Origin of the sequence: Agromyces sp. Root81, assembly GCF_001429165.1 — a bacterium.
Taxonomy (GTDB): domain Bacteria; phylum Actinomycetota; class Actinomycetes; order Actinomycetales; family Microbacteriaceae; genus Agromyces.
This window is the reverse complement of the sequence record NZ_LMIR01000003.1, coordinates 22,330-46,003: the sequence shown is the minus strand read 5'-3', so window position 1 is coordinate 46,003 and position 23,674 is coordinate 22,330. Positions and strand designations below refer to the sequence as shown.

At 71.3% G+C, this 23,674-nt stretch carries 21 protein-coding genes and 2 tRNA genes; 12 read left to right on the top strand and 11 right to left on the bottom strand.

What is annotated here, in order from left to right; translation table 11 throughout:
* Nucleotides 1-86: 86 nt before the first annotated feature.
* A complete protein-coding gene (locus ASE14_RS14685) occupies nt 87-1,037 on the top strand; it encodes a CHAP domain-containing protein (protein ID WP_056656605.1) in 951 nt (316 codons plus the stop codon).
* A 42-nt stretch (nt 1,038-1,079) separates the two neighbouring features.
* Here ASE14_RS14685 and ASE14_RS20645 read toward each other — a convergent pair whose 3' ends face one another.
* Complete coding sequence (locus ASE14_RS20645; protein ID WP_056656602.1) at nt 1,080-2,120, bottom strand: beta-propeller fold lactonase family protein; 1,041 nt, start codon at nt 2,118-2,120, stop codon at nt 1,080-1,082.
* A gap of 129 nt (nt 2,121-2,249) precedes the next feature.
* On the opposite strand from ASE14_RS20645, the gene ASE14_RS20640 reads away from it, so the two are divergent.
* Entirely contained in the window at nt 2,250-2,846 is a 597-nt protein-coding gene (locus ASE14_RS20640) for a helix-turn-helix domain-containing protein (protein WP_056656599.1), read from the top strand.
* Nucleotides 2,847-2,858: 12 nt separating this feature from the next.
* Nucleotides 2,859-2,933 (top strand) — tRNA-Arg (locus ASE14_RS14670).
* A 32-nt stretch (nt 2,934-2,965) separates the two neighbouring features.
* On the opposite strand, the gene ASE14_RS14665 is transcribed toward ASE14_RS14670, so the two are convergent.
* The 4 genes from ASE14_RS14665 to ASE14_RS14650 form a co-directional block, all read right to left on the bottom strand.
* Nucleotides 2,966-6,403 (bottom strand): DEAD/DEAH box helicase, encoded by a 3,438-nt coding sequence (locus ASE14_RS14665; protein ID WP_056656596.1) that lies wholly within the window; start codon nt 6,401-6,403, stop codon nt 2,966-2,968.
* Between the two features lie 79 nt (nt 6,404-6,482).
* Entirely contained in the window at nt 6,483-7,178 is a 696-nt protein-coding gene (locus ASE14_RS14660; protein ID WP_056656594.1) for a TMEM175 family protein, read from the bottom strand.
* A 20-nt stretch (nt 7,179-7,198) separates the two neighbouring features.
* Entirely contained in the window at nt 7,199-8,245 is a 1,047-nt protein-coding gene (locus tag ASE14_RS14655) for an ATP-dependent DNA ligase (protein ID WP_056656591.1), read from the bottom strand.
* 50 nt (nt 8,246-8,295) lie between these two features.
* A complete protein-coding gene (locus ASE14_RS14650; RefSeq protein ID WP_056656588.1) occupies nt 8,296-8,811 on the bottom strand; it encodes an Lrp/AsnC family transcriptional regulator in 516 nt (171 codons plus the stop codon).
* A gap of 145 nt (nt 8,812-8,956) precedes the next feature.
* On the opposite strand from ASE14_RS14650, the gene ald reads away from it, so the two are divergent.
* Nucleotides 8,957-10,054, top strand: coding sequence for an alanine dehydrogenase (gene ald, locus ASE14_RS14645; protein ID WP_056656585.1), 1,098 nt, complete (start codon nt 8,957-8,959; stop codon nt 10,052-10,054).
* Nucleotides 10,055-10,095: 41 nt separating this feature from the next.
* Here the strand turns inward: ald and ASE14_RS14640 are convergent, their stop codons facing one another.
* From ASE14_RS14640 to ASE14_RS14630, 3 genes are read right to left on the bottom strand one after another with little or no spacing between them, the layout of a single operon-like run.
* Entirely contained in the window at nt 10,096-10,389 is a 294-nt protein-coding gene (locus ASE14_RS14640) for a metal-sensitive transcriptional regulator (RefSeq protein WP_056656582.1), read from the bottom strand.
* On the bottom strand, nt 10,386-10,694 hold the full coding sequence (locus tag ASE14_RS14635; protein ID WP_056656579.1) for a rhodanese-like domain-containing protein: 309 nt from the start codon (nt 10,692-10,694) through the stop codon (nt 10,386-10,388). The genes ASE14_RS14640 and ASE14_RS14635 overlap by 4 nt, the downstream gene beginning before the upstream one ends.
* Nucleotides 10,695-10,744: 50 nt before the next feature.
* Nucleotides 10,745-12,457 (bottom strand): FAD-dependent oxidoreductase, encoded by a 1,713-nt coding sequence (locus ASE14_RS14630; protein WP_255356095.1) that lies wholly within the window; start codon nt 12,455-12,457, stop codon nt 10,745-10,747.
* 96 nt (nt 12,458-12,553) lie between these two features.
* Between ASE14_RS14630 and ASE14_RS14625 the strand changes: the two genes are divergently transcribed.
* The gene (locus ASE14_RS14625; protein WP_056656576.1) at nt 12,554-16,327 is read left to right on the top strand and encodes an ATP-binding protein; all 3,774 of its coding nucleotides are present in this window, start codon (nt 12,554-12,556) and stop codon (nt 16,325-16,327) included.
* Nucleotides 16,324-16,536, top strand: coding sequence for a hypothetical protein (locus tag ASE14_RS14620; protein ID WP_056656573.1), 213 nt, complete (start codon nt 16,324-16,326; stop codon nt 16,534-16,536). Before ASE14_RS14625 ends, ASE14_RS14620 begins: the two co-directional genes overlap by 4 nt.
* Here the strand turns inward: ASE14_RS14620 and mscL are convergent, their stop codons facing one another.
* From mscL to ASE14_RS14605, 3 genes are all read right to left on the bottom strand, one after another.
* Complete coding sequence (gene mscL / locus ASE14_RS14615; protein WP_056656570.1) at nt 16,537-16,953, bottom strand: large conductance mechanosensitive channel protein MscL; 417 nt, start codon at nt 16,951-16,953, stop codon at nt 16,537-16,539. It abuts the gene before it with no gap.
* A gap of 68 nt (nt 16,954-17,021) precedes the next feature.
* A complete protein-coding gene (locus ASE14_RS14610; RefSeq protein ID WP_056656567.1) occupies nt 17,022-17,357 on the bottom strand; it encodes an FmdB family zinc ribbon protein in 336 nt (111 codons plus the stop codon).
* Between the two features lie 43 nt (nt 17,358-17,400).
* Nucleotides 17,401-17,979, bottom strand: a complete 579-nt coding sequence (locus tag ASE14_RS14605; RefSeq protein ID WP_056656565.1) for a 5-formyltetrahydrofolate cyclo-ligase — start codon at nt 17,977-17,979, stop codon at nt 17,401-17,403.
* Between the two features lie 63 nt (nt 17,980-18,042).
* Here ASE14_RS14605 and galU point away from each other — a divergent pair, with 63 nt between their 5' ends.
* The 6 genes from galU to ASE14_RS14575 all read left to right on the top strand — a co-directional run bounded on the left by galU (nt 18,043) and on the right by ASE14_RS14575 (nt 23,670).
* Nucleotides 18,043-18,942, top strand: coding sequence for a UTP--glucose-1-phosphate uridylyltransferase GalU (gene galU, locus ASE14_RS14600; protein WP_056656562.1), 900 nt, complete (start codon nt 18,043-18,045; stop codon nt 18,940-18,942).
* Nucleotides 18,943-18,944: 2 nt separating this feature from the next.
* Entirely contained in the window at nt 18,945-19,607 is a 663-nt protein-coding gene (locus ASE14_RS14595; RefSeq protein WP_056656559.1) for a GNAT family N-acetyltransferase, read from the top strand.
* A 52-nt stretch (nt 19,608-19,659) separates the two neighbouring features.
* Nucleotides 19,660-20,709, top strand: coding sequence for a hypothetical protein (locus ASE14_RS14590; protein ID WP_056656556.1), 1,050 nt, complete (start codon nt 19,660-19,662; stop codon nt 20,707-20,709).
* Nucleotides 20,710-20,763: 54 nt separating this feature from the next.
* Nucleotides 20,764-20,836: transfer RNA gene (locus ASE14_RS14585), tRNA-Ala, on the top strand.
* Between the two features lie 163 nt (nt 20,837-20,999).
* Nucleotides 21,000-22,151 carry a hypothetical protein gene (locus tag ASE14_RS14580; RefSeq protein ID WP_157373023.1) on the top strand — a complete coding sequence of 384 codons (1,152 nt, stop codon included), beginning with the start codon at nt 21,000-21,002 and terminating at the stop codon, nt 22,149-22,151.
* Nucleotides 22,152-22,176: 25 nt separating this feature from the next.
* Entirely contained in the window at nt 22,177-23,670 is a 1,494-nt protein-coding gene (locus ASE14_RS14575; protein WP_082600929.1) for an MFS transporter, read from the top strand.
* Nucleotides 23,671-23,674 lie beyond the last annotated feature (4 nt).

Below are 23,674 nucleotides of genomic sequence, written 5' to 3'. Positions count from 1 at the left end.
GGCGGCCCTGAGGTCGCCGACACCCGAGAAGCCACTCCGTTCCCGGGCTGCACCGCGGCCTCGGACGGTGCCCGGAGGTCCCACTGTTGAACGCCGACGAGACGAACGACGCATCGAAGCGCCCGCGCTCCGCACGTCGATCGGCCGACCGAGGTCGAGCACCTCGAAGCACCCCAGCAGAACGGCGACGTTCGAAACAGCCGAAGGGCCGAGCGGATGCCGCGGCATCCGTCACCGCCGCACCGGAGTCCGCTGCCCGGGGCGATCTCGCGACGACCGCGGCCCGCGCCCCCCGCACGGGCGCGACTCGCAGCCGTCCGGCCCGCGTCTTCGCGACGGTGCTCGTGGTTCCGGCGATCGTCGGCACGATGGCGCTGCCCGCCTACGCGTTCATGCCGGGCGGCGAGTCTTTCGGGGCATCCGGCACCTTCAGCCTCTCGAAGGCGGAGGCGCAGGACGTCGAGGTCTCGTCACTCGTGAATGGCGCACCGCTGTCGAGTGAGGCCTACGCGGTCGAGACGAAGGCCGATATGGAAGCCGCCCGACTCGACCAGGAGGCGAAGGACAAGGCGGCATGGGCCGCGAACCTGGCGTCTCGCGGCTCGGGCAGCTACGCCATCTACACCGTCAAGGCCGAAGGCGACGACTACCCCTGGTGGGACCAGACCCCCGACGACTTCGGCGGAGGCCTGTCGCCGCTGCGGTACTACTACCGCGAGTGCGTCGACTTCGTCGCCTGGCGACTCAACCGCGACGCGGGCGTCACGAGCGCCCCGTGGAAGTGGGACTGGTCGAACCTCGCCTCGGGCAGCGCCCACGCGTGGGCCGATGCCTGGGAGAGCAAGGGCTGGCCGACCTCGAGCGAGCCGGTCATCGGCGCGGTCGCGTGGTTCCCCTACAACCACGTGGCGTACGTGCAGTCGATCAACAGCGACGGCAGCGTGAACATCGAGGAGTACAACCAGAACTCCGACCACTCCTACCACCGGCGCACCATTCCTGCCAGCGGGGCGCTGTACCTCTACCCGCCGGGCTGAGTCGCTTCGCGGTCGAGGCGGCCCGCCGGGGCGTCTCGCGACCTAGAGGCGCGCCAGGCAGGCGGGCGCCGGGGTCTCGACGACCCCGACGACCGAGGCCGGTGCACCGTCGGCGTCGAGCGCGATGACGGCGATCGAGTCCGAGCCCTGATCCGCCACGAGCGCGAACCGCTCGTCGTGCGTCAGTTCGAGATCGCGCGGATGCCGCCCGCCGGTCGCGACCGTCGCCACGAGTTCGAGCGTGCGCGCCTCCGGATCGAAGCGCAGGCCGCGGAGCGCGTCGGCGTCGCGGTCGCCGATGAGCACGATGCCGCCGCGCGTCAGGCGGATCGCCGAGCAGCCGAGGCCGCGGGGCTCGACGTCGTCGCCGATCGAGCACCACGCCACTTCGCGCCGCTCGGCGAGATCGATGATGCTCGCGGTGCGGTCGAGCTCGTTCGCGGTGATCGCGAGGTCGCCGGCGATGACGAGGTGGCGGGGGCCCGCTCCGGCGTGCAGCTCGATGTCACGGGCGTCGTCGTGGTCGAGGCGCGCCGGCAGTTCGTCGAACGAGAGCCCCCGCACCCGGTCGGCGCCGAGATCGGGCACGAGCAGCTCGTTGCGTGCGGTGTCGACGACCGCCTGGTGGGGGTGCGACGACTCCTGCCGCTCGGCGTTCGGGCCGGTGCCGGTGAAGTCGGCGGCGAGCACGACGTCAGCCGGGGCATCCGGTGCCGCGTGATGCACCGAGAGCCGTGCGCCCGAGTAGTTCGCCGCGAAGACCAGCTCGCCCGCCTCGTCGAAGGCGAGGTGGCAGGGGTCGGCTGCGCCGGTGGCGCCCGGCCGGCCGAACGGCACGACGAGGTCGCCCTCGATCGTCCACGTCGAGACGAGACCCTCGGCGAGCTCGTGCACGATGCCGAGCACGCCGGTGGCGGGGGAGACCGCGAGGAACATGGGGTTGGGCCCGACGTCGACGGGATCGCCGAGCGTCGTCGCGCCGTCTGCCGCGACATCCAGCGGCCGGATGCCCCGCGCCGCTGTGCCGAGCACGCCGAGCGTCGACGCGCCCACCCAGAACCTCGTGCCCGTCGACTCGCCCATGCCGCCCCGTTCTGCGGCCCGGCCGCGGTTCGCTGACGCGCGCGCGCCGCAGAACACGCTACCGCGAGCCGGCCAGGATGCGAGCACGACGGCGGGCTGCCTGACGGTGGTCGAGGTTAGCTTCGACGCATGGAACGCGACGCCCTCGCTGCCCTCTGCGAAGACGGGCTCACTCAGCGCGCGATCGCCGACCGGCTCGAGGTCTCGCACACGACCGTGCGGTACTGGCTGACACAGCACGGCCTCCGTACCAACGGCCGTGCGCCGGCGAAGCCGTGGGATCCCGAGCGGTTCGTCATCGCGTGTGCCGAATCGTCCACGGTCGCTGAGGTGCTCGACCGCATCGGCGCCTCCAAGTACAGCGGGAACTACCGTCGGGCGGCGCTCACCGCAGAGCGGCTCGGGGTGACGCTGCCGGTTGCGAAGAAGGGCGAGTGGCGGGCCCGAGTCGTTGCTCCGCGCCTCGACGACGATCAGGTGCGAGCACGTTTCCGGCGCACTGACGTGCCTCAGGACAGCAAATCGCTGAAACGGTGGATGACGACTCGGCTCGGAATCGAGAACGCGTGCATCTCGTGCGGACTCGGCCCGGAGTGGAATGGGCGGCCACTGACCCTCGAACTCGACCACGTCGACGGCGACCGGCTCAACAACGAACTCTCGAACCTTCGCCTGCTCTGCCCGAACTGCCATGCGCAGGCGGAGACCAGCAATCGCAGGAAGTAGACTCTTACGGCCGCCCCCGTAACTCAGGGGATAGAGTGCCGACCTCCTAAGTCGGAAGCGCAGGTTCGAATCCTGCCGGGGGCACCATCGCGACATCCGTCGACACCGCACAGCGGCGCTCAGCCGCCGAGCAGGCCCCGGATGTCGTCGGCCGTCAGGGTCTCGCTGAAGAGCTCGCCGTCGTCCATGAGCGAGGAGACGAGCTTCGCCTTGCGGGCCTTGAGCGCCATCACCTTCTCCTCGATCGTGCCCTCGGCGACCATGCGGTAGACGTTGACCGGCTTCGACTGGCCGATGCGGTGGGCGCGGTCGACGGCCTGCGCCTCGCTCGCGGGGTTCCACCACGGGTCGAGGAGGAAGACGTAGTCGGCCTCGGTGAGGTTCAGGCCGAACCCGCCCGCCTTCAGGCTGATCAGGAACACCGGTGCGTCGCCGTCGCGGAACTTGGCGATGACGTCGGCCCGCTTGGTCGTCGCCCCGTCGAGGTAGGCGTACGGCACGCCGGCCGCCTCGAGCCGGGCGGCGGCGATCTGCAGGAACGAGGTGAACTGGCTGAAGACGAGCGCACGGTGCCCCTCGGCGACGACCTCGTCGAGCTGGTCGAACAGGGCGTCGAGCTTCGCGGAGGGCACGTCGGCGTACTGTTCGGAGTCGATGAGACCCGCATGCAGGCTCAGCATGCGGAGCAGGGTGAGCGAGCGGAACACCGTGAACCGGTTGCGGTCGAGGTCGTCGATGAGGCCGAGCAGCTTCTGCCGCTCGAGCTGCAGGAACGCGTCGTACACCCGCTGGTGCTCCGGGTCGAGCTGCACGGTCAGCACCTGCTCCTGCTTCGGCGGCAGCTCGGGAGCGACGACGTCCTTCGTGCGGCGCAGCATGAACGGGCGGATGCGCCGGCGCAGCGTCGCCAGTCGTTCGGCGTTGTGGTCGTTCTCGATCGGCCGGGCGAACCGTTCGGCGAAGCCGCGGGCCGAGGGGAAGAGTCCGGGCGCGACGATCTTCAGCAGCGCCCAGAGCTCCAGCAGGTTGTTCTCGACGGGCGTGCCGGTGACGGCGAGGCGGAACGGCGCACGGATGTCACGGGCCGCGGCGTTCGCCTTCGACGAGTGGTTCTTCACGAACTGCGCCTCGTCGAGCACGAGCCCCGACCACTCGAGCCCGGCGAACTCGGGAGCGTCGAGCCGGAGGATCGCGTAGCTCGTCACGACGATGTCGGCGCGCGCCGCGACATCCGCGAGCCGCGTCCGACTGGCCGCCCGGGTGGCCGTCACCGTCTCGACGCGCAGGCCCGGCACGAACCGCGCGGCCTCGGCCGCCCAGTTCGAGACGACGGAGGTCGGTGCCACGACGAGGAACGGGAGCCGCTCGCCCGCTGGCGCGGTCTCGTATGTGTGCGCGATGAGCGCGAGGGTCTGCGCGGTCTTGCCAAGGCCCATGTCGTCGGCGAGGATACCGCCGAGCCCGTGCCGGTGGAGGAACGCGAGCCAGCGGAATCCGGCCAGCTGGTAGGGGCGCAGCTCCATCGCGAGGCCGGCGGGCGGGGCGATCTCGTCGACGCCGTCGGCCGCGCGGAGCCCGGCGACGGTCTCGCGCCAGGCCACGGCCGTCTCGGACTGGTCGGCCAGATCCTCGAACTCCGCCCAGAGGCTCGTCTGGTAGCGACTGATGCGCAGCCCCGCCTCCCACTCGCGGAGCGAACCGGCCTCTTCGATGAGTTCGCGCAGCGGGTCGAACACGGGCTGCTTCAGCGACAGGTAGCTGCCGTCGACGAGCATGAGCTTCGCCCGTCCCTTCGCGAGCGCGCTGAACAGCGGCCCGAACGGCACGCGCTTGCCCTCGACGGTGACGACCACGCCGAGGTCGAACCAGTCGGTCCGCTCGCTCTCGACGGTCGTGACGGTGAGCGTGGGCGCCTCGACGAGTTCGCGGTAGGCGGGCGGGTCGCCGACGACGTCGACGCGCAGTCGCTCGAGCTCCTGCAACCGCGGCAGCAGTCGAGCCGCGAACTCGGCGCTCGCGAGTCCGCGCAGCGTCGCCTCGGGGCGGAGCCTCGGCTCTGGTCCGGTGGTCACCGCAGGCAGGCCGGCGGGATCGTCGGCGAGCAGGGCGGCAGCGGATGTCGCGACGAGCCGCTCACGTTCGGGGTCGTGGAACTCGGCATCTGGCGCGTCGAGTGCGAAGCGGCGCCCGCCGTCGGCCTCCCATCGCCACTCCAGTCGCACGACGTGGTTCGGCTCGTGGTGCATCGTGACGACGAGGGTCGCGGGCGGCAGCTCGGGCAGCTCGAAGCTGCCGTCACCGCTCGCGAGCCGCAGCGACCGCGCGAGCGGGGCGTACTGCTCCTCGACGAAGGCCGTGACCTCGCCCGCCGGCACGACGATCGGTGCGCGTCGCCGTACCGCGGCGCGGCCAGCAGCGGTGAGCGGCGCCGCGAGCGGGGCGACGGTGATCGTGCCCAGGGCGAAGTCGTAGGCGTAGACGCCGTGATCGCCGATGAGGCGCACCTGCTCGCTCGGGTAGCTGCGTCCGCCGACGGCGACCGAGGGCGTGAGCACGAGGTCGGCATCGGTCTCAGGTGCATCGGCGTCGGGATCGCCGCCGCCGCCGACGACGGCGTCGTCGTCGTCCGGTTCGGCAGCCTGCGCCGCGTCGTCGCTCGACTCCGGCGCTGCGCGTCGTGCGTCGAGTCCGATCACGGCGGGGCCGGCGACGTCGATCACCGTGCGCGCCGTGCTGCCGACGAGCGCGATGCCGAGGCGCGGCGCCGACTCCAGCAGCGCCCACAGCGTGCGGCTCTCGTACTCGTCGAGCGAGATCCACGCAGAGCCGTACTCGGCGAAGGCCGAGTGCCGGGTGCCCTTCAACAGCGAGAACTCTGCGAACCATCGCGCCTGCGCCGGGTCGAACCCGCCCGCCCGCCCCTGGAAGCCGACGTTCTGCCAGGTGAGACTGCCCTTGATCCAGCCGCCGCGCGTGCCCCGCGTGACGGGGCGCACTGCGAGTCGGTCGACGGATGCCGCCGACGACGCGGGTTCGTCGCGCGCCGTCTGTCTGGCGCTGCTCTTGCGCGAGACCCGCTCGCGCAGCTCGAACTGGAGCGCCAGCGGCAGGCGGGTCGCCGAGGCATCCGAGTGCCCGTCGGAGCCCTCGGTCGTGCCCGCGAGCACTGCCAGCTCACCGCGCCATCCGGCGGCTGCCGCGCTCGCGGAGTCGCGAAGGTCGGTGTCGGCGGCCTCGGCCTGCTCCCGCTTGTGCCGTTCAGCCGCCGCGATCAGGGTCGCGGCGACGTGCTTGCAGTTGCGGCCGACGGGGCAGGTGCACGCGCCGGCGAGGATCGTGGCGCGCCCGGGCATTCCCAGGTCGAGCTTCACGCTCGAACGGTACGGCTCGGGTGCCGTGCCGCGCACGTCGGCGCTCAGCCGGAAGTGCGCCGGGTCCCAGTTCAGCGAGATGACCGCCCCCGCCCGTTCGGCGGTGCGGCCGCGGCTCAGGTTCAGCGGACCGACGAATCTCGCGATCGCGAGTTCCTCCACGAACGGGTACGTGTCGACGGGCATCCTTCAATCGTCGCACCTCGCGAGGCGCGGAATGCACACGCGAACTCGGGGGCGCTGCTCCCTCGGTTCGCCCGACTGGTCAGCCGGCCTCTCGGCCCGCGGGATGCGGTGCCGCCGATGCCCGGATCCGGGCGATGCGCCGGTCGGCCCACCGCCCACTGAGCGGGCCGATGACGATGAGGAGTGCCCAGGTGTACCGCGCCCAGTCGGTGCCGGCCAGGTAGGCCACCGGGATCGAGGCGAGGAACACGATCGGCGTCATGAGGGTGTCGATGAACTTCACCGTGTCGGCGCGTCTGGGGAGCGGATCGCGCAGCACCCGGTCGCGGCGGGCGACGAAGAAGACCGCGGACTGGGCGAGCACGGCGATGCTGATGTTCAGCGCGTAGACCACGACCGTGAGCGGTTCGTCGGCGAGCTCGACGTCGCTGACGCCCTGGGTCGAGAAGGGGATGAGCACGACGAACGCGATCGCCACGAGGTTGGCGGTGATGGTCGCGGGCGTGATCGCGCTGAACCCCGCGACGATGCGGTGGTTGGCGCGCCAGAACACGGCGATCACCGCGAAGCTGATGCCGAACCCGAGCAGCTGCCAGCCGAGTCCGCTGTCGAGCAGCGTCGACAGGCTCCGCCACGCGGATGCCTCGGGCGGGTCGATGTTCACCACGAGCAGCGTGAGGGCGATCGCGTACACGGCGTCGAGGAACGCGAAGGTGCGCGCGAACTCGACGCTCTCGCGTTCGTACCGGTGCGGCGTGTTCGTCGCCGTGGTCACGATCCGATCCGCCGATCGCCTCAGCCGAGCACGTCGTCGAGGTCGTAGGCGACCGGCCGCTCGATCTGCTCGAACGTGCACGAGCGGGGCTCCCGGTCGGGCCGCCACCGCTCGAACTGCGCGGTGTGGCGGAACCGGTCGCCCTCGAGCTGGTCGTAGCGCACCTCCGCCACGAGCTCGGGCCGCAGCTGCACGAACGACACGTCGCGGCCCGACGAGAACCGGCTGCGTTCCGTCTCGCCGGTGACCGCCGCGCCGTCGTCGCCGCGCTCGACGTACGGGGCGAGCTCGTCGATGAGTTCGAGCCGGCGCGCGTTGCTGAACGCCGACATGCCGCCGACGTTCCGGAGCCGGCCCTCGTCGTCGTAGAGGCCGAGCAGGATGGAGCCGACGCCAGTGCCAGAGGCGTGGATGCGGTAGCCGAGCGCGACCACGTCGGCGGTGCGATGGTGCTTCGCCTTCAGCATGACCCGCTTGCCGGGGGAGTAGGGGGCCGCGAGCGGCTTGGCGACGACGCCGTCGAGCCCGGCGCCCTCGAACTCCTCGAGCCAGCGGCGAGCGAGCGAGACATCCGTCGTGATGCGGGTCAGCCGGATCGGGTCGCCGATCCCGCCGACGAGGCGCTCGAGCGCTGCGCGGCGCTCGGAGAACGGCTGGTCGAGCAGCGAGACGCCGTCGGCCTCGATCAGGTCGAACGCCACGAACATCGCCGGCGTCTCACGGGCGAGCAGCTCGACCCGGCTCGCAGCGGGGTGGATGCGCTGGGACAACGCCTCCCAGTCGAGCCGCGCCTGCCCGGTGCGCGCCGTCGAGATCACGATCTCGCCGTCGAGCACGCACGGCACGGGCAGCAGGCGCGTGAACGCCTCGACGAGCTCGGGGAAGTAGCGGGTGAGCGGTTTCGCCCCGCGGCTGCCGATCTCGACGTCTTCGCCGTCGAACGAGACGATGCCTCGGAACCCGTCCCATTTGGGCTCGTAGGCGAGGCCGCCTTCGACCGAGTCGGGGTCGGGCACGCCGGGCACGGCCTTGGCGAGCATGGGGGCGACGATCTCGTTGGGCGCCATGGCCTCAACGATAGGACCGGATGCCCCCGCTGGCGAGAGCGGGCGGCCCCTCAGATCACGGCACGAAGGCCGGCGGACAGTGCGGTGTGGTGCTCGAACACGAGGTTCGTCTCGGTCAGGGCGACCGCCGGGTTCGCCGACAGGTTCTTCAGCACGAACTGGCGCACGTGGTCGCTGTCGCGCACGCGCACATGGATGAGGAAGTCCTCGGATCCGCCGAGGAAGAAGAGCTGGGCGACCTCGGGCTGGGTGCGGAGTTCATCGGAGATCTGCTCCATGAGGTGCCGGGCGCCCGGCCGGATGCGCACGCTCACGAGCGCCTGCAGGTGGTAGCCGAGCGCGGCCGGATCGATCTCGGCGGTGTAGCGCACGATGACGCCGCGTTCGCGGAGCGAGCGCACCCGGGCGAGGCAGGTCGACGGCGAGATGCCGACGGTGCGCGCGAGATCGACGTTGGGGATGCGCGCGTTCTCGTGCAGCCGGGCGATGATCTGGCGATCGATCGCGTCGAGCACGACGGGCGTGGGTTCGGCGCCGGGTGCGCTGATCTGCGGTTCGTCGGGCATCGAGACATCCTTGATTCGAATGAGTGAAGCGGATATCGCGATCCTACCGAATTCTGTGCGGGCGATCTGTCGGAACGGCGAACAAGCGGCGAGAATGATGCCAGTCGTCACTACGACATTCGGACCACAGCTAACGGAGCAACCCATGCGCATCGGCGTGCCTGCAGAGATCAAGAACAACGAGTTCCGCGTCGCGATGACGCCCGCGGGCGTCGACGCGCTCGTCGGCCGCGGCCACGACGTCGCCATCCAGGCCGGCGCGGGCACCGGAGCCGGCTACCTCGACACCGAGTACGCCGAGGCCGGCGCGACGATCGTCGCCACCGCCGCCGAGGCGTGGTCGGCCGACCTCGTGCTGAAGGTCAAGGAGCCGATCGCCGCCGAGTACGGCTTCCTCCGCACCGACCTCACGCTCTTCACCTACCTCCACCTCGCGGCCGACCTGCCGCTGACGCGCGCGATCCTCGACTCGGGCGTCACGGCGATCGCCTACGAGACCGTGCAGCTCGCCGACCGCTCGCTGCCGCTCCTCACCCCGATGAGCGAGGTCGCCGGCCGGCTCGCCCCGCAGGTCGGCGCTGCCGAACTGCTCGCCTCGAAGGGCGGCCGCGGCATGCTGCTCGCGGGCGTGCCCGGCACCTCGCCCGCCAAGGTCGTCGTCATCGGCGGCGGTGTGGCCGGCGAGCAGGCCGCGGCCACTGCCCTCGGCCTCGGCGCCGACGTCACCGTCTTCGACATCTCGCTGCCGAAGCTGCGCGAGATCGACGCGCGCTACGACCACCGCATCCACACCCTGGCCTCCTCACCGTACGAGATCGCGCGTCAGCTGAAGGACGCCGACCTCGTCGTCGGCGCCGTGCTCGTTCCGGGTGCCGCGGCGCCGAAGGTCGTCAGCGACGCGATGGTCGCCACCATGAAGCCGGGCTCGGTGCTCGTCGACATCGCGATCGACCAGGGCGGATGCTTCGAGGGCTCGCGCCCGACGACGCACGCAGAGCCGACGTTCCGCGTGCACGACGCGATCTACTACTGCGTCGCCAACATGCCCGGTGCCGTGCCCGCGACCTCGACGCCCGCGCTCACGAACGCGACGCTGCCGTACACGCTGAAGATCGCCGACCTCGGCTGGGAGGCCGCGCTCGCCGCAGACCCCGCGCTCGCGAAGGGCCTGAACGCCACGGCCGGCAAGCTCACGAACGAGGGCGTCGCCGCAGCGCACGGCCTCGAGCTCGCATCGATCTGATCAGGCCGATCTGATCGGAGTCCGCCTCGGCGGCGCCCGGCTCAGGAGAGCGAGAGGAAGAGCTTCTCGATCTCGTCGACGCTGAGGCGCCCCGAGGCATCCGTCGTCTGCGGCGCGTCGGGCTCGGCCAAGCACTCCCGCATCGCCGTCGAGATGACCGCGAAGCCGGCCTTGTCGAGCGCGCTCGAGACGGCGGAGAGTTGGGTGACGACCGTGCGGCAGTCGGCGCCCGACTCCACGGCGTCGATGACCGCGTTGAGCTGGCCGCGTGCGCGCTTCAGGCGATTGGCGATGCGCCGCTGCGCGTCGGCCTTGGCGTCCACCGCGGTCGTCATGACGCGCCGCCGAGCGTGACGGGCAGTCCGGCCTGGTGCCACGCCACGATGCCGCCGTCGATGTTGATCGCGTCGATGCCGCGGCTCTCGAGGTACTGCGCGGCCTGGGCGCTCCGGCCCCCCGCATGGCAGAGCACGTAGACGGTGGTGTCGCTCGGCACCTCTGCCACGCGTTCGACGAGTTCGCCGAGCGGGATGTCGAGCGTGCCCTCGATGCGGGCCTGGGCGAGTTCGCCCGGCTCGCGCACGTCGAGGATGACGGCGTCGGCGATCGCGTGGACGTCGTTCGGGGTGGTGGATCGCATCGGTGCTCCTGTGTCGAATGGGTCGGGTGTCGGGCGGGGGACGGGGGCCGCTACGCGGCCAGTGGCAGTTCGGCGAGCGACCTGGCGCGCTGCCCGTCGCGCCAGGTGAGGTAGCCGCCGTCGAGGTTCACGACGTCGTGGCCGAGCTCGGCGAGCAGGCGAGCCGCGGTGTGCGCGCCCTGCCCGACTCGGCAGTGCACGACGACGCGACGGCCTGCGAACTCGGCGTGCCGTTCGCGCAGCGATTCGACGGGAACCCACAGCGCGCCGGGGATCAGCCCTTCGGCGAGCTGCGCCGCTGCGCGCACGTCGAGGAGCACCGCGCCGGCGGCGATCTCGTGCTCGAGCTCGTGCCACTGGATGACGCGGTCCTCACCGCTCGCGAGATTGCGGGCGACGTAGCCGAGCATGTTGATCGGGTCCTTCGCCGATCCGTACTGCGGGGCGTAGGCGAGCTCGAGGTCGGCGAGAGCGGATGCCGCGAGGCCGGCGCTCATCGCCGTGGCGATGACGTCGATGCGCTTGTCGACGCCGTCGGTGCCGACGGCCTGGGCGCCGAGGATCCGGTCGTCGACGGCGTCGATCACGAGCTTCATCGAGAGCGGGGCGGCGCCGGGGTAGTAGGCGGCGTGCGAGGCGGGGTGGGTGTGGACGACCCGCACGTCGCGGCCGCGCTCCCGTGCCACCCGTTCAGTCCAGCCGACGCTCGCGGCGGTGAGGCCGGCCGCGTCGACGATGGCGGTGCCGAGGGCCGGTCGTGACGGTGCGGCATCGCCGGCGATCGTGTCGGCGACCGCTCGACCGTGGCGGTTCGCGAGGCCGGCCAGGGTGACGAGGCGACCGGAGTCGTCGATCGCGTCGCGCTTCTCGGCCGCGTCGCCGATCGCGAAGATCGCGGGATCGCTCGTGCGGTGGAAGTCGTCGACGGCGATGCCGCCTCCCGTGCCGATCGTGAGGCCGGCTGCGGCCGCGAGGGAGGTCTCGGGGGTCACGCCGATCGCCGCGACGACGAGGTCGGTGGCGATGCGGCTGCCGTCGTCGAGCACGACGTGGTCGGTGCCGATCGAGGTCGTGACCTGCCCGAGTCTCACGTCGATGCCGAGACCGGCGAGGTGGTCGGCGATCGGGGCGGCCATCTCCTCGTCGAGCGTGGCGAGCAGGTGCGCGCCGCGCTGCACGAGTGTGACGTCGAGGCCGCGCCGGTGCAGGTTGTCGGCCATCTCCACGCCGATGAAGCCGCCGCCGATGACGACGACCGCGCCGTCGGCGGGCACGTGGTCGAGCTCCGCCATGAGCCGGTCGAGGTCGTCGAGGGTACGGAGCGCGTGCACCGGGGCATCCGTCGCGATGCCCGCCGGCCGTCGCGGTGCTGCGCCGGGGGAGAGCACGAGCTCGTCGTAGGCGATCTCGGTCGTCGAGTCGTCGTCGAGTCGATGCACCGTGACGGTCTTCGCGGCCCGGTCGATCGCGACGGCCTCGTGCCGGACCCGCGCGTCGATGCGGAACCGCGCGGCGAGCCGTTCGGGGCTCTGCAGCGACAGGGCGTCGCGATCGGCGATCGCGCCCGACACGTGGTACGGCAGTCCGCAGTTCGCGAAGGAGACCTCGCTGCTGCGCTCGAGCACGATGATCTCGCGCTGCTCGTCGAGTCGGCGGAGTCTCGTCGCGGCCGACATGCCGCCGGCGACGCCGCCGATGACGACGGTCGTGCGGGCGCCGTCGCGCTCGGGTGCGGAGGTGGATTCGATTCGTGCTGGACTCACCCGATGGACGCTAGCACAATACCCTGGGGGTATCGAAAGAGCCTCTGGCGCGGCGATGCTCCGAGAAATCCGCGTGATTGCACGTATGGTGTCGGTGTGCGGCGGCTCGATCGGAACAGCGACGAGGAGGACATCCTCGACCCCGAGATCGACGCTGCCGCCGAGAACCTGACTCCGGATCACATGCGACACGACATCACGAGCCCAGACGCCCTGAGCCTCGGCGACCCCGACCTCGTCGCGGGCAACGTCGCCGAGCCCGCCTGGCGTCGCTGGAACGCCGAACTGGCCGCCGTCGGCGGTCGCTCACCGCTCGCGCGCTTCGTCGACACCCCGCGCACCCGCATCGAGCTCTCGACGACCCACCCCGGGGGCCTCCCGCAGTTCATCACGGGCAAGTCCACGCTGCTCTCGAGCCTCATCCGCGACGAGCTCGCGCTGCGCAACGCCCGGCTGGCAGCGGCGGAGATCACCCAGAAGGGCATCGAACTGCGCTCCGTGCGCGGCATCGAGTCGGTGCACCTGGCCATCGGCCTCGCGTCGTGGCGCAACGCGGGCGAGGAGTACCTGGCTCCCGTGCTGCTGCGCCCGCTCGCGATCCGTCGCTACGGCCGCGACTTCGAGGTGAAGCTCAAGGGCCAGCCGTTCCTGAACCCGGCGCTCGCGCGCGAGCTCCGCGAGCAGTTCCAGATCACCCTCGACGCCGAGGCCTTCGTCGCGCTCGCCATCACGAACGGCGTGTTCAAGCCGCAGCCCGTGATCGACCGCCTCCGCGGCCTCACGAGCCACCTGCCGTGGTTCCACGTCGCGCCGCGCCTCGTCGTCTCGTCGTTCGCCGAGGTCGGCCCCGAGATGGCAGCGGATGCCGCGAAGCTCGACCACCCCGTCATCGACGCCATCGCCGGCAACCCGTCCGCCCGCGCGGCCGTCGTCGCGGCGACCGGCGAGCGTGTGCGTGCGGTGTCGCAGGATGCGCGTCCGCCGTCGACGGACACGCTGCTGCTCGACGCCGACCCCGAGCAGGAGCAGGCGGTCGCCGAGATCGAGGCCGGCACCTCGGTCGTCGTGAAGACCCTGCCCGGCACGGGCGGCACGCAGACCATCGTCAACGCGATCGGCGCGCTCGTCGCGAAGGACAAGCGCGTGCTCGTCGTCGGCGCCCGCCGCGCGAGCCTCGACGGCATCGCCCACCGCCTCGGCCAGGTCGGGCTCGGCGGCGCCGCCGTGACCACGGCGGGGCTGCGACGTGAACTCATCCAGTCGATCTCGCGCAACGAGAAGGCCGAGCGGCCGCGGGTCGCCGACGTCGACGACGCGCTCGTCCGCCTCCGGAAGGTGCTGCTCGACTACCGATCGGCGCTCACCCGCAAGGACCCGGAGCTGCACGTGTCCGTGCTCGACGCGCTCGGCGAGCTCGCGAGCCTCGCGCTCGTCTCGAGCCCGCCGTCGACGACGGCGCGGCTCGACCAGGCCGCGCTCGTGGCGCTCGCCGACGGCCGTGACGAGGTCGCTCGAGCCCTCGCCCGGGCCGCGGAGCTCGGCGAGTTCCGCTACGGGCCCGGCGACTCGCCCTGGTACGGTGCGTCGTTCACCTCGTCCGACGAGGCGACGAGTGCGCACGAACTCGCGAAGCGCCTCTCCCGCAGCGACCTGCCGCGCCTGCTCGATCGGGGCCGCGCGCTCATCGCGCAGACCCGACTGCGCGAGTTCGAGTCCGTCGCCGAGCTCGGCGTGTTCCTGCGGCTCCTGCTCGACGTGCGCGAGACGCTCGACCGCTTCCAGCCGTCGGTCTACGACCGCCCGCTCGGAGAGCTCATCGCCGCCACCTCGTCGCGCCGCGATTCGCCCGGGATGTCGGGAGCCAACCGTCGTCGTCTGCGCCGGCACGCGCTCGAATTCGTCCGCCCCGGCGTGCATGTCAACGACCTGAACTCGGCGCTCCGCGGCATCCAGCAGCAGCGCACCCTCTGGCAGCGGTACTCGGATGCCGGCGCGATCCCCGGTGTCCCGGTGGGCATCGACGACGTGCACGTCGCCTACCAGCACGTCGTCGGCGATCTCGGGGCCCTCGATGCGCCGCTCGGCGTCGTCGGCACCTCGCGGCAGCTCGCCGCCCGGCCGGTGCGCGAACTCACCTCGACCCTCGCCGGCCTCGCCGCCGAGTCCGAGGTGCTGACGAACCTGCAGGAGCGCACTGCGGTGCTCGGCCGGCTGCGCGACCTCGGCCTCGACCCGCTGCTGCTCGACCTCGCCGAGCGCCACGTGCCCGAGCGGGCCGTCGCCGCAGAGCTCGAACTCGCCTGGTGGCAGTCGGTGCTCGAGTCGATGCTCGCCACCGAGAAGGCGCTCCTCGGCGCGAACACCACCGTGCTCGACCGACTCGAGGGCGACTTCCGACTCGTCGACGAGGCGCACGCCTCCGCTGCGGGCCCGCAGCTCGCCTGGCGACTCGCCGAGAACTGGAAGGTCGCGCTCGTCGACCACGCCGACGAGGCCGGTCGCCTGAAGCGGATGCTGCGCGGCGACCGGGTGCGCCCGCAGGAGCTGCAGTCGGAGACGCCGCACCTGTTCCGCGCCCTCGCCCCGGTCTGGCTCGCCTCGCCGTACGACGTCGCGGGCATCGACGACGCGATCGGCTTCGACACCGTGATCCTCGTCGACGCCGGTGCAACGAGCATCGCCGAGAACCTCGGCGCCATCCGCCGGGCGAAGCAGGTCGTCGCGTTCGGCGACCCCGTCACGCAGACCCCCACGCTCTTCGAGACCGGGATCGACGACGTCGAGCAGCCGCGGGTGTCCTCGACCGAGCACGGCGTCGACGCGCTGCACGCGGACTCCGCGCTCGCGCGACTCGGCGAGCTGCTGCCGACGCTGACGCTGACCCGCAGCTACCGCGCGGGCGGTGAAGACCTCGCCGAGCTCGTGAACAACCGTTTCTACGCCGGGCGCATCGCGTCGCTGCCCTGGGCCGGCAGCTTCCTCGGCCACGGCAGCCTCGGCCTGCACTACGTCGCCGGCAACGGCCTGCCCGACTCCGTCACCGGCACCGTCGAATCCATCGACTCCGAGGTGGCGAAGGTCGTCGAGCTCGTCATGGAGCACGCCGTCAAGCGCCCGCGCGAATCGCTCATGGTGATCACCGCGAGCACCAAGCACGCCGGTCGGGTGCACCAGTCGGTGCTCGCCGCGTTCGCCAAGCGCACCGATCTCTCCGACTTCATCCTCAAGGACCGAGCCGAGCCGTTCACGGTGCTGACCCTCGAGCAGGCCGTCGCGCAGAGCCGCGACCGGGTGATCTTCTCGGTCGGGTACGGCCGCACCCCGCACGGCCGGTTGCTCTCCAACTTCGGATCGCTCGGCGAGCCCGGCGGAGACCGACTGCTCGCGGTCGGCATGACCCGCGCCCGCCGCTCGATGGACCTCGTCTCGGCGTTCCGTCCCGATGACATCGACGAGGAGCGCCAGAGCCACGGCGTCCTCGCCCTCGCGAACGTGCTCTCCCAGACCGAGGAGCGCGCAGCGAGCCCGAGCGCGACGGGCGAGGCGCCGTCGATGGTGCACGATCTCGCCGCGAGGCTCGAGCGCCGCGGCATCCGCGTGAGCGTCGGTCATCGTGGCCGGCTCGCACTCGCCGCCGCGAACGCGGGCAAGGCCGTCGTCGTCGAGACCGATGACGCGCTCGCCGGCCTCAGCCTGCGCGAGTCCCTGCGGCTGCGGCCCGATGTGCTCCGCCGACTCGGCTGGCACTACCTGCGGGTGCACAGCTTCGAGCTCTTCGGCAACCCCGAGGCGGTCGCCTCACGCGTCGCGTCGCTGCTCGGACGGCCCGAGGCCGAGCGATCGTCGGATGCCGCGGCCGAACGCCGATGACCGAGGAACCACGCCAGCGCGTCGAACGCGCCGCCGGGCGGGCGCGCCGTGCCAGGCTCACGCCCGCGCCGGGCTCCGATCCGTCGCCCGAGACGCCCGTCGAACAGGCTCCCGAGCCGGCGCCGCGGCAGACGGGGAAGGCCCGCGCAGCGTCATCCGACGACGACCGCCTGACGCGGGACCGGCCTCCGCACTGGAAGCAGACCTGATCACTCGCGGTGCGCGCCGGTGCCGTCCCGCTGCTCGGCGAGCAGATCGCGGATCTGGGCGAGCACGGTGAGCTCGGTCTCGGGTTCTTCGGGGTCGGGCCGGCCGGCCTTGCGCTTGGCCTCCGCCCGCTCCTTGAAGTGGTTCATCGGCATGACGAACACGAAGTAGACGACGGCGGCGACCGCGAGGAACGAGATGACCGCGCCGATGATCGAACCGTAGGCGAAGGTCGCACTGCCGAGCTGGAAGGTCAGCTCATCCAGGCTGTCGGCCTTGAACAGCAGGCTGATCAGCGGATTGATGAGTCCTTCGACGATCGCGTTCACGACCGCGGTGAACGCGGCGCCGATGACCACCGCGACGGCGAGGTCGATGACGTTGCCGCGCATGATGAATTCCTTGAAGCCCTTGATCACGGCCTCTCCCTCCGTCGGTCGTCGGATCCGGGTCTCGTGGATGCGACGCGCACCACGCTAGCCGAAGCTCAGCTCGAGGCTGAGGAGCCGCCGCCGCTGCTTCCGCTCCCCGATGACGAGGACGACGAACCCGACTTGGACGAGCCGCCCGAGCTCGATGACGAGGAGCTCGAGGACCCGGAGCTCGAGGACCCGGAACTCGAGGACCCGGAACCGCCGGAGCCCCCGTTGCGGGAATCGGTGCGGTAGAAGCCCGAGCCGTTGAAGGTCACGCCGATCGTGTTGAAGAGCTTGCGCAGCTTGCCGCCGCAGACCTCGCAGACCGTCAGCGTGTCGTCGGTGAACGCCTGGTGGATGTCGAAGGCGTTGTCGCACTCGGTGCAACGGTAGGAGTAGGTGGGCATGGTGCTTCTTCCGATCTCGGGTGACGCGCCGGCGTGCAGCCGGTCAGAACGCGATGATGCGCGTGGGCGTCACGACGCCGTTGACGGCTTGGTCGTGCACCTCACGCGGCACGGCCTCGACGAATTCGCTGTCGAAGACCACGGCGTACACCGGAGGACATTTTCCCATCGATCCGAGGGTCTTGTCGAAATAGCCCCTGCCCCAGCCGAGGCGCATGCCCGTCGCGTCGATCGCGGCCGCCGGCACGATGATGAGATCGACGTCGTTGATCGCCATCGGACCGAGCAGTTCGCCGACCGCTTCCGGAGTGCCGTGCAGGCCCAGCGTCTCGGTCTCCTCCTCGCCGACGGTCCAGTCGAGCAGGCCGTCTTCGCGCGTCACCGGGAAGAGCACGCGGATGCCGCGGGCCTCCGCCCAGTTGACGAACGGCCTGGTGTTCGGTTCGGTCGGCATCGACAGGTAGCAGGAGATCGACTCCGCCTCGGTGGAGCCGATCAGTTCCTCGAGGCGGGCCGTGAAGCCCTCGGTCGCGAGTTCGCGTTCATGGGCCGGCATGTTCCGGCGTCGCTCGCGCAGTTCGGCGCGAAGGATGCGCTTGTCTACATCCGGATCGTCGGGCATGGCACACATCCTAGGACGAAGCGGCCGGTTCCCCGTCCAGGGGCTGGCGGTACGCTGAACCGCATGACTCATCGGATCACGAAGGCCGTCATCCCCGCTGCTGGGCTGGGCACGCGCTTCCTGCCTGCGACGAAGGCGATGCCCAAGGAGATGCTCCCCGTCGTCGACAAGCCGGCCATCCAGTACGTCGTCGAGGAGGCCGTCGACGCAGGCCTGACCGACGTGCTGATGGTGACGGGGCGCAACAAGAACGCCCTCGAGAACCACTTCGACCGCGTCGCCGAGCTCGAGGCGACCCTGGAGGCGAAGGGCGACACCGCGAAGCTCGCGAAGGTCAACGAGTCGACCGACCTCGCCGACATGCACTACGTGCGCCAGGGCGACCCGCTCGGGCTCGGGCACGCGGTGCTGCGTGCCCGCATGCACGTCGGCAACGAGCCGTTCGCCGTGCTGCTCGGCGACGACATCATCGACGCCCGCGACACCCTGCTGACGCGGATGCTCGAGGAGCAGGGCGCGAGGAATGCCTCGATCGTCGCACTGCTCGAGGTCGACCCCGACTCCATCCACCTCTACGGTGCCGCAGCGGTCGAGGCGACCGACGATCCCGACGTCGTGCGGGTCACCGGCCTCGTCGAGAAGCCGGCGAAGGAGGTCGCCCCGTCGAACTACGCGGTGATCGGCCGCTACGTGCTGAAGCCCGAGGTCTTCGGCATCCTCGAGCACACCCCGCCCGGCAAGGGCGGCGAGATCCAGCTGACCGACGCGCTCATGACGATGGCAGGAGATGTCGAGGGCACCGGCGGCGTGTACGGCGTCGTCTTCCGCGGCCGTCGCTACGACACCGGCGACAAGCTCGACTACATCAAGGCCGTCATCCAGCTCGCCGCGGATCGCGACGACATCGGACCGGATCTTCGCCCGTGGCTCGTGGAGTACGCGGCAGGACTCGATACAGTCTGAGCATGCCCGCAGTCGCCGTGCCCACTCTGCGAGACGGCGACGTCACGCTGCGACCCATCCGCGTCCGCGACGCGAAGCCGCTCGAGCGGGTGCTGGTCGCGAACCGCGGGTGGCTGCGGCAGTGGGAGGCGACCTATCCGGGCGGCGGATCGATCATCGACACGCGGTCGAGCATCCGCAATCTGCTGGCCCATGCGCGCAGCGGCCATGCACTGCCGTTCGTCATCGAGGTCGACGGTGCGCTGGTCGGCCAGCTGAACGTCTCGTCGATCACGTACGGCTCGCTCTCCTCGGCGACGATCGGCTACTGGGTCGCCCAGGATGTCGCGGGGCGCGGCATCACCCCGACGGCGGTCGCGCTCGCGACCGACTTCTGCTTCGGCACCCTGCGGCTGCACCGCATGGAGATCTGCATCCGCCCGGAGAACGGGCCGTCGCTCCGGGTCGTGGAGAAGCTCGGCTTCCGGTACGAGGGGTTCCGTCGACGGTTCATCCACATCAACGGCGTCTGGAGCGACCACTTCGCGTTCGGCCTCGTGGCCGAGGAGGTGCCGCACGGCGTGCTCCGGCGCTGGCGCGACGGGCGTGTGCCGGAGGGGGTCGCCCGGGTGAACGCCGAGGACCGGGCGGCATCCGCGCACCCGCTGCAGCTCCCTGATCGGTGAACACGCGGGCGTCGAGTACGGCTGAAGGCATGTAGTGACCTAGCGTTGTCCCATGGACGTGATCGGTGGGGGACTGCTCGTGGCTGTGGCAGCCGCGCTGTGGATCGCGTACCTCCTGCCGAACTGGCTGCGTCGTCGTCAGTACCTGGCGACGGAACGCAACGCGGTGCGTCTCCAGCAGACGCTCCGCATCCTCGCCGAGACCGCAGAGACGCCCGAGCCCGTCCGGGTCGAGGCGACCGCTCGCGAGGTCGCTGCACAGCAGCGCATCCTGCAGCAGCGCGAGGCGACGGCCAGACTCACCGCGGAGGCCGAGGAGCGCGAGGCGCTCGCCGAGCGCTGGGCCGCCGAAGGCGCAGTGGATGCCGCGCGGCTCCGTGTGGGCATCGTGCTCGCCGCTGCCGCAGCGGCGACCGAGCCGATCACCATCGTCGCGCCCGCCGAGGGGCCGGAGGCCGCCCCGGCGCCCGCCCGACCCTCGATGAGCGCCGTCGCCCGCAAACGGCTTCGCCGAGGACGCGCCGTGTGCTCGCTCGTGCTGCTCGTCTCCGTGCTCATCGTCATCGCCGGCGGCATCGCGACCGCGTTCGGCGCCTCGCTCGTCGTTCCCGTGATCGGAGCGGTGGGCATCGCGCTCGCCTTCGCCGGTCTCGTCCGCCTCGCTCGAGTGCGGCCCGCTGCTCCCGTCGTGGCACGGCCCGCGGCCGCCGTCGAGGCGCAGCCCTTCGAGCCCATCGACCTCGTCGAGCCCGAGTCGACCGCCGACGACGGCTGGGTGCCGCAGCCGCTGCCGCGACCGCTCCACCTCTCGCGCGGCACGATCGCCGCGATGGCGATGGCCTCCATCGACGCTGCGGCTGAGCTGAAGCGCGCGGAGGTCGGCGACGACATCGCGCGTCGGGCGGCCGAACTGGAGCCCGAGCTGCCCGTCATCACGCCGGCCGCCCCGGCGGCCACGGCGCCGCGTTCACGGCCGACGACCGCGGTGGTGCACGACGATGCCCCCGCGAGCCCGTATGCGCGCATGGGCATCATCGACGACGCCCGGCCTGGTTTCGAGGATCTCGACGCGGTACTGCGCCGCCGCAGGCAGGCGGGCTGAGCGAAGGCGGTGGTCCGAACCATCGCCCTCGAGATGATAGGCTCTTTCTCGCTCGGGCCCATGGCGCAGTTGGTAGCGCGTCTCGTTCGCAATGAGAAGGTCGGGGGTTCGAATCCCCCTGGGTCCACCGAGTCGAAGGGCTCCCGCGATGCGGGAGCCCTTCGTGCGTCCGGCCCGCACACGGTTCGGCGACATCACGAAACCGGTGATCCTCTCCGATCCGATCACGCCGCCTGGACAGTACCCTCGAACGGACCTGCATTCGAGCGTGCGAACCGGAGGAGTACGACATGAGGGCGACCTCGAGACCTCGCACGGGCGCCGCCGGGGTGCCGGCCATCGATCTGCGGCGTTGGGCGAAGCACAGGCCGGCCTTGCGCGACACGTACCATGTGCTCGTCGAACTCGACGCGATCCAGCGCGACGCGACTCCCGGAACGGAGGCCGAACGCGATCGTCGTGCCGCACTCGAGGTGCTCGTGCGCCGCGGCGTGCTCACCGAGGCGGTGGCCGCCGACGCGGCAGCAGCGCCGATCGGCGGCGCCGCCACGACGGTGCCGCGTCCGAAGCGTCGCGCGCCGAAGGCTCTTCCCACTCGGATCGTCGAAGACCGTCCTGCCGATCCCGGCGCCGTGGGCGCCGTCGGTCTCATCGTGCTCGCGCTGGTCTCGGTCGCGGTTCCGGCGTTCACCGGACTCGATCTCGTGGTGGCGTATTGGGTGTCGACCGGGCTGCTACTCGCAGGCGAACTGGTGCTCGCGACGACGGCGGGTCGCGGTGCCAGTGCACCGCGCCGCATCGGTCGACTCAGCCCGGTCGCGTTGCGCTGGGTCGCCGCGCTCGCAGCTCTCGTCCCCGCCCTCGTGCTCGTGACTGCGCTCGCCGATCCCGTCGGCGCGACTCGCTACGTCGGGGCGTTCCTCGGTGCGCAGGCCATGATGGTGTTCGGCATCGTCGCGTTCTCGGAGATCGCCCGGAAGCAGGACTGGAATGCCCGTGGTGGACGCTCTGCCGATCCGCGGGTCGAACGCGGCGAACCGTTGCGCATCGACGTCGGGGCGTTCGTCGGCATCGCACTCGTCGCGGTCGCGCCGCTCGCAGTGGTGGCGAGCCTCGTCGCCGGGGTCCGCCCCGTGTCCGCGGGGTGGGTCGCGACCGGTCTGCTCGTCGCCGCCGCATTCGTGCTCGGGCTCACCGGCGGCCGCGCCGACCAACTGGCACCTGCGCGCCGGGGCCGACTGAGCTCCGTGGCGCTGCGATGGGTGGTGGCACTCGCGATCGTGACCCCGGTCACCCAGGTCGCGATGATGTTCACAGAGCTCGATGCGCTCTGGAAGGCGATGGCGGGGGGCCTCACGGTCCAGTCGCTCGCGGTCATCGGGCTCATCGCGCTGCCGTCGATCGCCCGCGGCCAGGAGCGCGGCGGTCCGCTGCGAGCCTGAGGCGCCGGGGCTTAGGGTTGAACGGATGTCGCAAGCGCCTGAGACCCGGTCGATCACCCTCCCCGAAGGCCATCGCTGGCGCGCCTACTGGGTGTGCGTCGCCGTGGCCGCCCTCACGATCCTCGACCTGTCGAAGGTCAACGTCGGACTCCCGGCGATCGAGGACGCCTTCGGCGCCGGTTCGACGGAGCTCCAGCTCATCGTCGCGGGCTACGTGCTCACCTTCGGCCTGACGCTCGTGCCGGCCGGTCGCATCGGCGACCAGCGCTCGCGCAAGACCCTCTTCATCGTGGGCCTCAGCCTCTTCACGCTCACGAGCCTCGCCGCCGCGCTCGCGCCCACCGTCGAGGTGCTGCTGATCGCCCGCCTCCTGCAGGGCGTCGCCGCGGGCATCCAGATGCCGCAGGTGCTCGGCATCATCCAGGAGCTCTTCACCGGCAAGGAGCGCGGCAAGGCGTTCGGCCTCTTCGGGGCGACGATCGGTCTCGCGACCGCGTTCGGGCCGACGCTCGGCGGGCTGATGATCGCGATCGGCGGGCCCGAAGACGGCTGGCGCGGCATCTTCTGGATGAACGTGCCGCTGGCGCTCGCCGCGATCGCGCTCGCGATCTGGCTGCTGCCGGTGACGCGGCATCCCTCGTCGAAGCCGTTGTCACTCGACCCGGTCGGCCTCGTGCTCTTCGCCGTCACCGTGATCTCCCTCATGTGGCCGTTCCTCTTCACGACGGGCTCGCCGAGCGACAACCCGGCCCGCTGGTGGGTGCTCGTGCTGTTCGTCTTCGCGATCACCGCGTTCGTCGCGTGGGAGCGCCACTACGCGGCATCCGGCAAGCACCCGCTCGTGCCGCTCGCCCTCTTCGGTGTGAGCTCGTTCCGCAACGGCACGGCGCTCGCGAGCGTGTACTTCGCGGCGATGCCGTCGATGTTCCTGCTCACGACGCTCTACCTGCAGCACGGGCTCGGGCTCGAGGCCGTCTTCGCCGGCATGGTCGGCATCGGCTTCGCCCTGATGAGCGCGATCGGGTCCTGGGTCGGCGGCACGCTCGTGAACCGCCTCGGCCGGCCGCTCGTCGTCTGGGGGCTCGCGCTCCTCTTCGTCGGCATCGGGCTGCTCGTGCTCTTCGCGCTCACGACACCGCCCGCGGTGACACCCTGGGCGATGGCGGGCGCGATGGTGATCGGCGGCGCCGGGGGCGGCCTCGTCGTCTCGCCGAACCAGACCCTCACGCTCATGGAGATCCCGGTCAAGCAGGGCGGTCTGGCCGGCTCGGTCGGCCAGCTCGGCCAGCGCATCGGCACAGCGATCGGCACGGCCGTCACGCTCTCGCTCTTCTACTCGACGATCTTCCGCGAGTCCGACGGCGAACCCGACCTCACCGTGTACCACCACGCCTACGGCATCGGCATGCTCGCCGTCGCGATCTTCGTCGCGATCGCCTTCGCGATCGGCGTGGCCGATCTCGGGGCGCGTCGGCGCCAGCGCAGCGCACTCGGCGCGACGGAGTCGGCTGCCGCCTGACGTG

Excerpts from the sequence above, each read along its gene's own strand:
- ASE14_RS20645 (WP_056656602.1), bottom strand. The coding sequence starts at position 2,120 with ATGGGCGAGTCGACGGGCACGAGGTTCTGGGTGGGCGCGTCGACGCTC.
- ASE14_RS20640 (WP_056656599.1), top strand. The coding sequence starts at position 2,250 with ATGGAACGCGACGCCCTCGCTGCCCTCTGCGAAGACGGGCTCACTCAG.
- ASE14_RS14665 (WP_056656596.1), bottom strand. The coding sequence starts at position 6,403 with ATGCCCGTCGACACGTACCCGTTCGTGGAGGAACTCGCGATCGCGAGA.
- ASE14_RS14655 (WP_056656591.1), bottom strand. The coding sequence starts at position 8,245 with ATGGCGCCCAACGAGATCGTCGCCCCCATGCTCGCCAAGGCCGTGCCC.
- ASE14_RS14650 (WP_056656588.1), bottom strand. The coding sequence starts at position 8,811 with ATGCCCGACGAACCGCAGATCAGCGCACCCGGCGCCGAACCCACGCCC.
- ald (WP_056656585.1), top strand. The coding sequence starts at position 8,957 with ATGCGCATCGGCGTGCCTGCAGAGATCAAGAACAACGAGTTCCGCGTC.
- ASE14_RS14640 (WP_056656582.1), bottom strand. The coding sequence starts at position 10,389 with ATGACGACCGCGGTGGACGCCAAGGCCGACGCGCAGCGGCGCATCGCC.
- ASE14_RS14635 (WP_056656579.1), bottom strand. The coding sequence starts at position 10,694 with ATGCGATCCACCACCCCGAACGACGTCCACGCGATCGCCGACGCCGTC.
- ASE14_RS14620 (WP_056656573.1), top strand. The coding sequence starts at position 16,324 with ATGACCGAGGAACCACGCCAGCGCGTCGAACGCGCCGCCGGGCGGGCG.
- ASE14_RS14610 (WP_056656567.1), bottom strand. The coding sequence starts at position 17,357 with ATGCCCACCTACTCCTACCGTTGCACCGAGTGCGACAACGCCTTCGAC.
- ASE14_RS14605 (WP_056656565.1), bottom strand. The coding sequence starts at position 17,979 with ATGCCCGACGATCCGGATGTAGACAAGCGCATCCTTCGCGCCGAACTG.
- galU (WP_056656562.1), top strand. The coding sequence starts at position 18,043 with ATGACTCATCGGATCACGAAGGCCGTCATCCCCGCTGCTGGGCTGGGC.
- ASE14_RS14595 (WP_056656559.1), top strand. The coding sequence starts at position 18,945 with ATGCCCGCAGTCGCCGTGCCCACTCTGCGAGACGGCGACGTCACGCTG.
- ASE14_RS14590 (WP_056656556.1), top strand. The coding sequence starts at position 19,660 with ATGGACGTGATCGGTGGGGGACTGCTCGTGGCTGTGGCAGCCGCGCTG.
- ASE14_RS14580 (WP_157373023.1), top strand. The coding sequence starts at position 21,000 with ATGAGGGCGACCTCGAGACCTCGCACGGGCGCCGCCGGGGTGCCGGCC.
- ASE14_RS14575 (WP_082600929.1), top strand. The coding sequence starts at position 22,177 with ATGTCGCAAGCGCCTGAGACCCGGTCGATCACCCTCCCCGAAGGCCAT.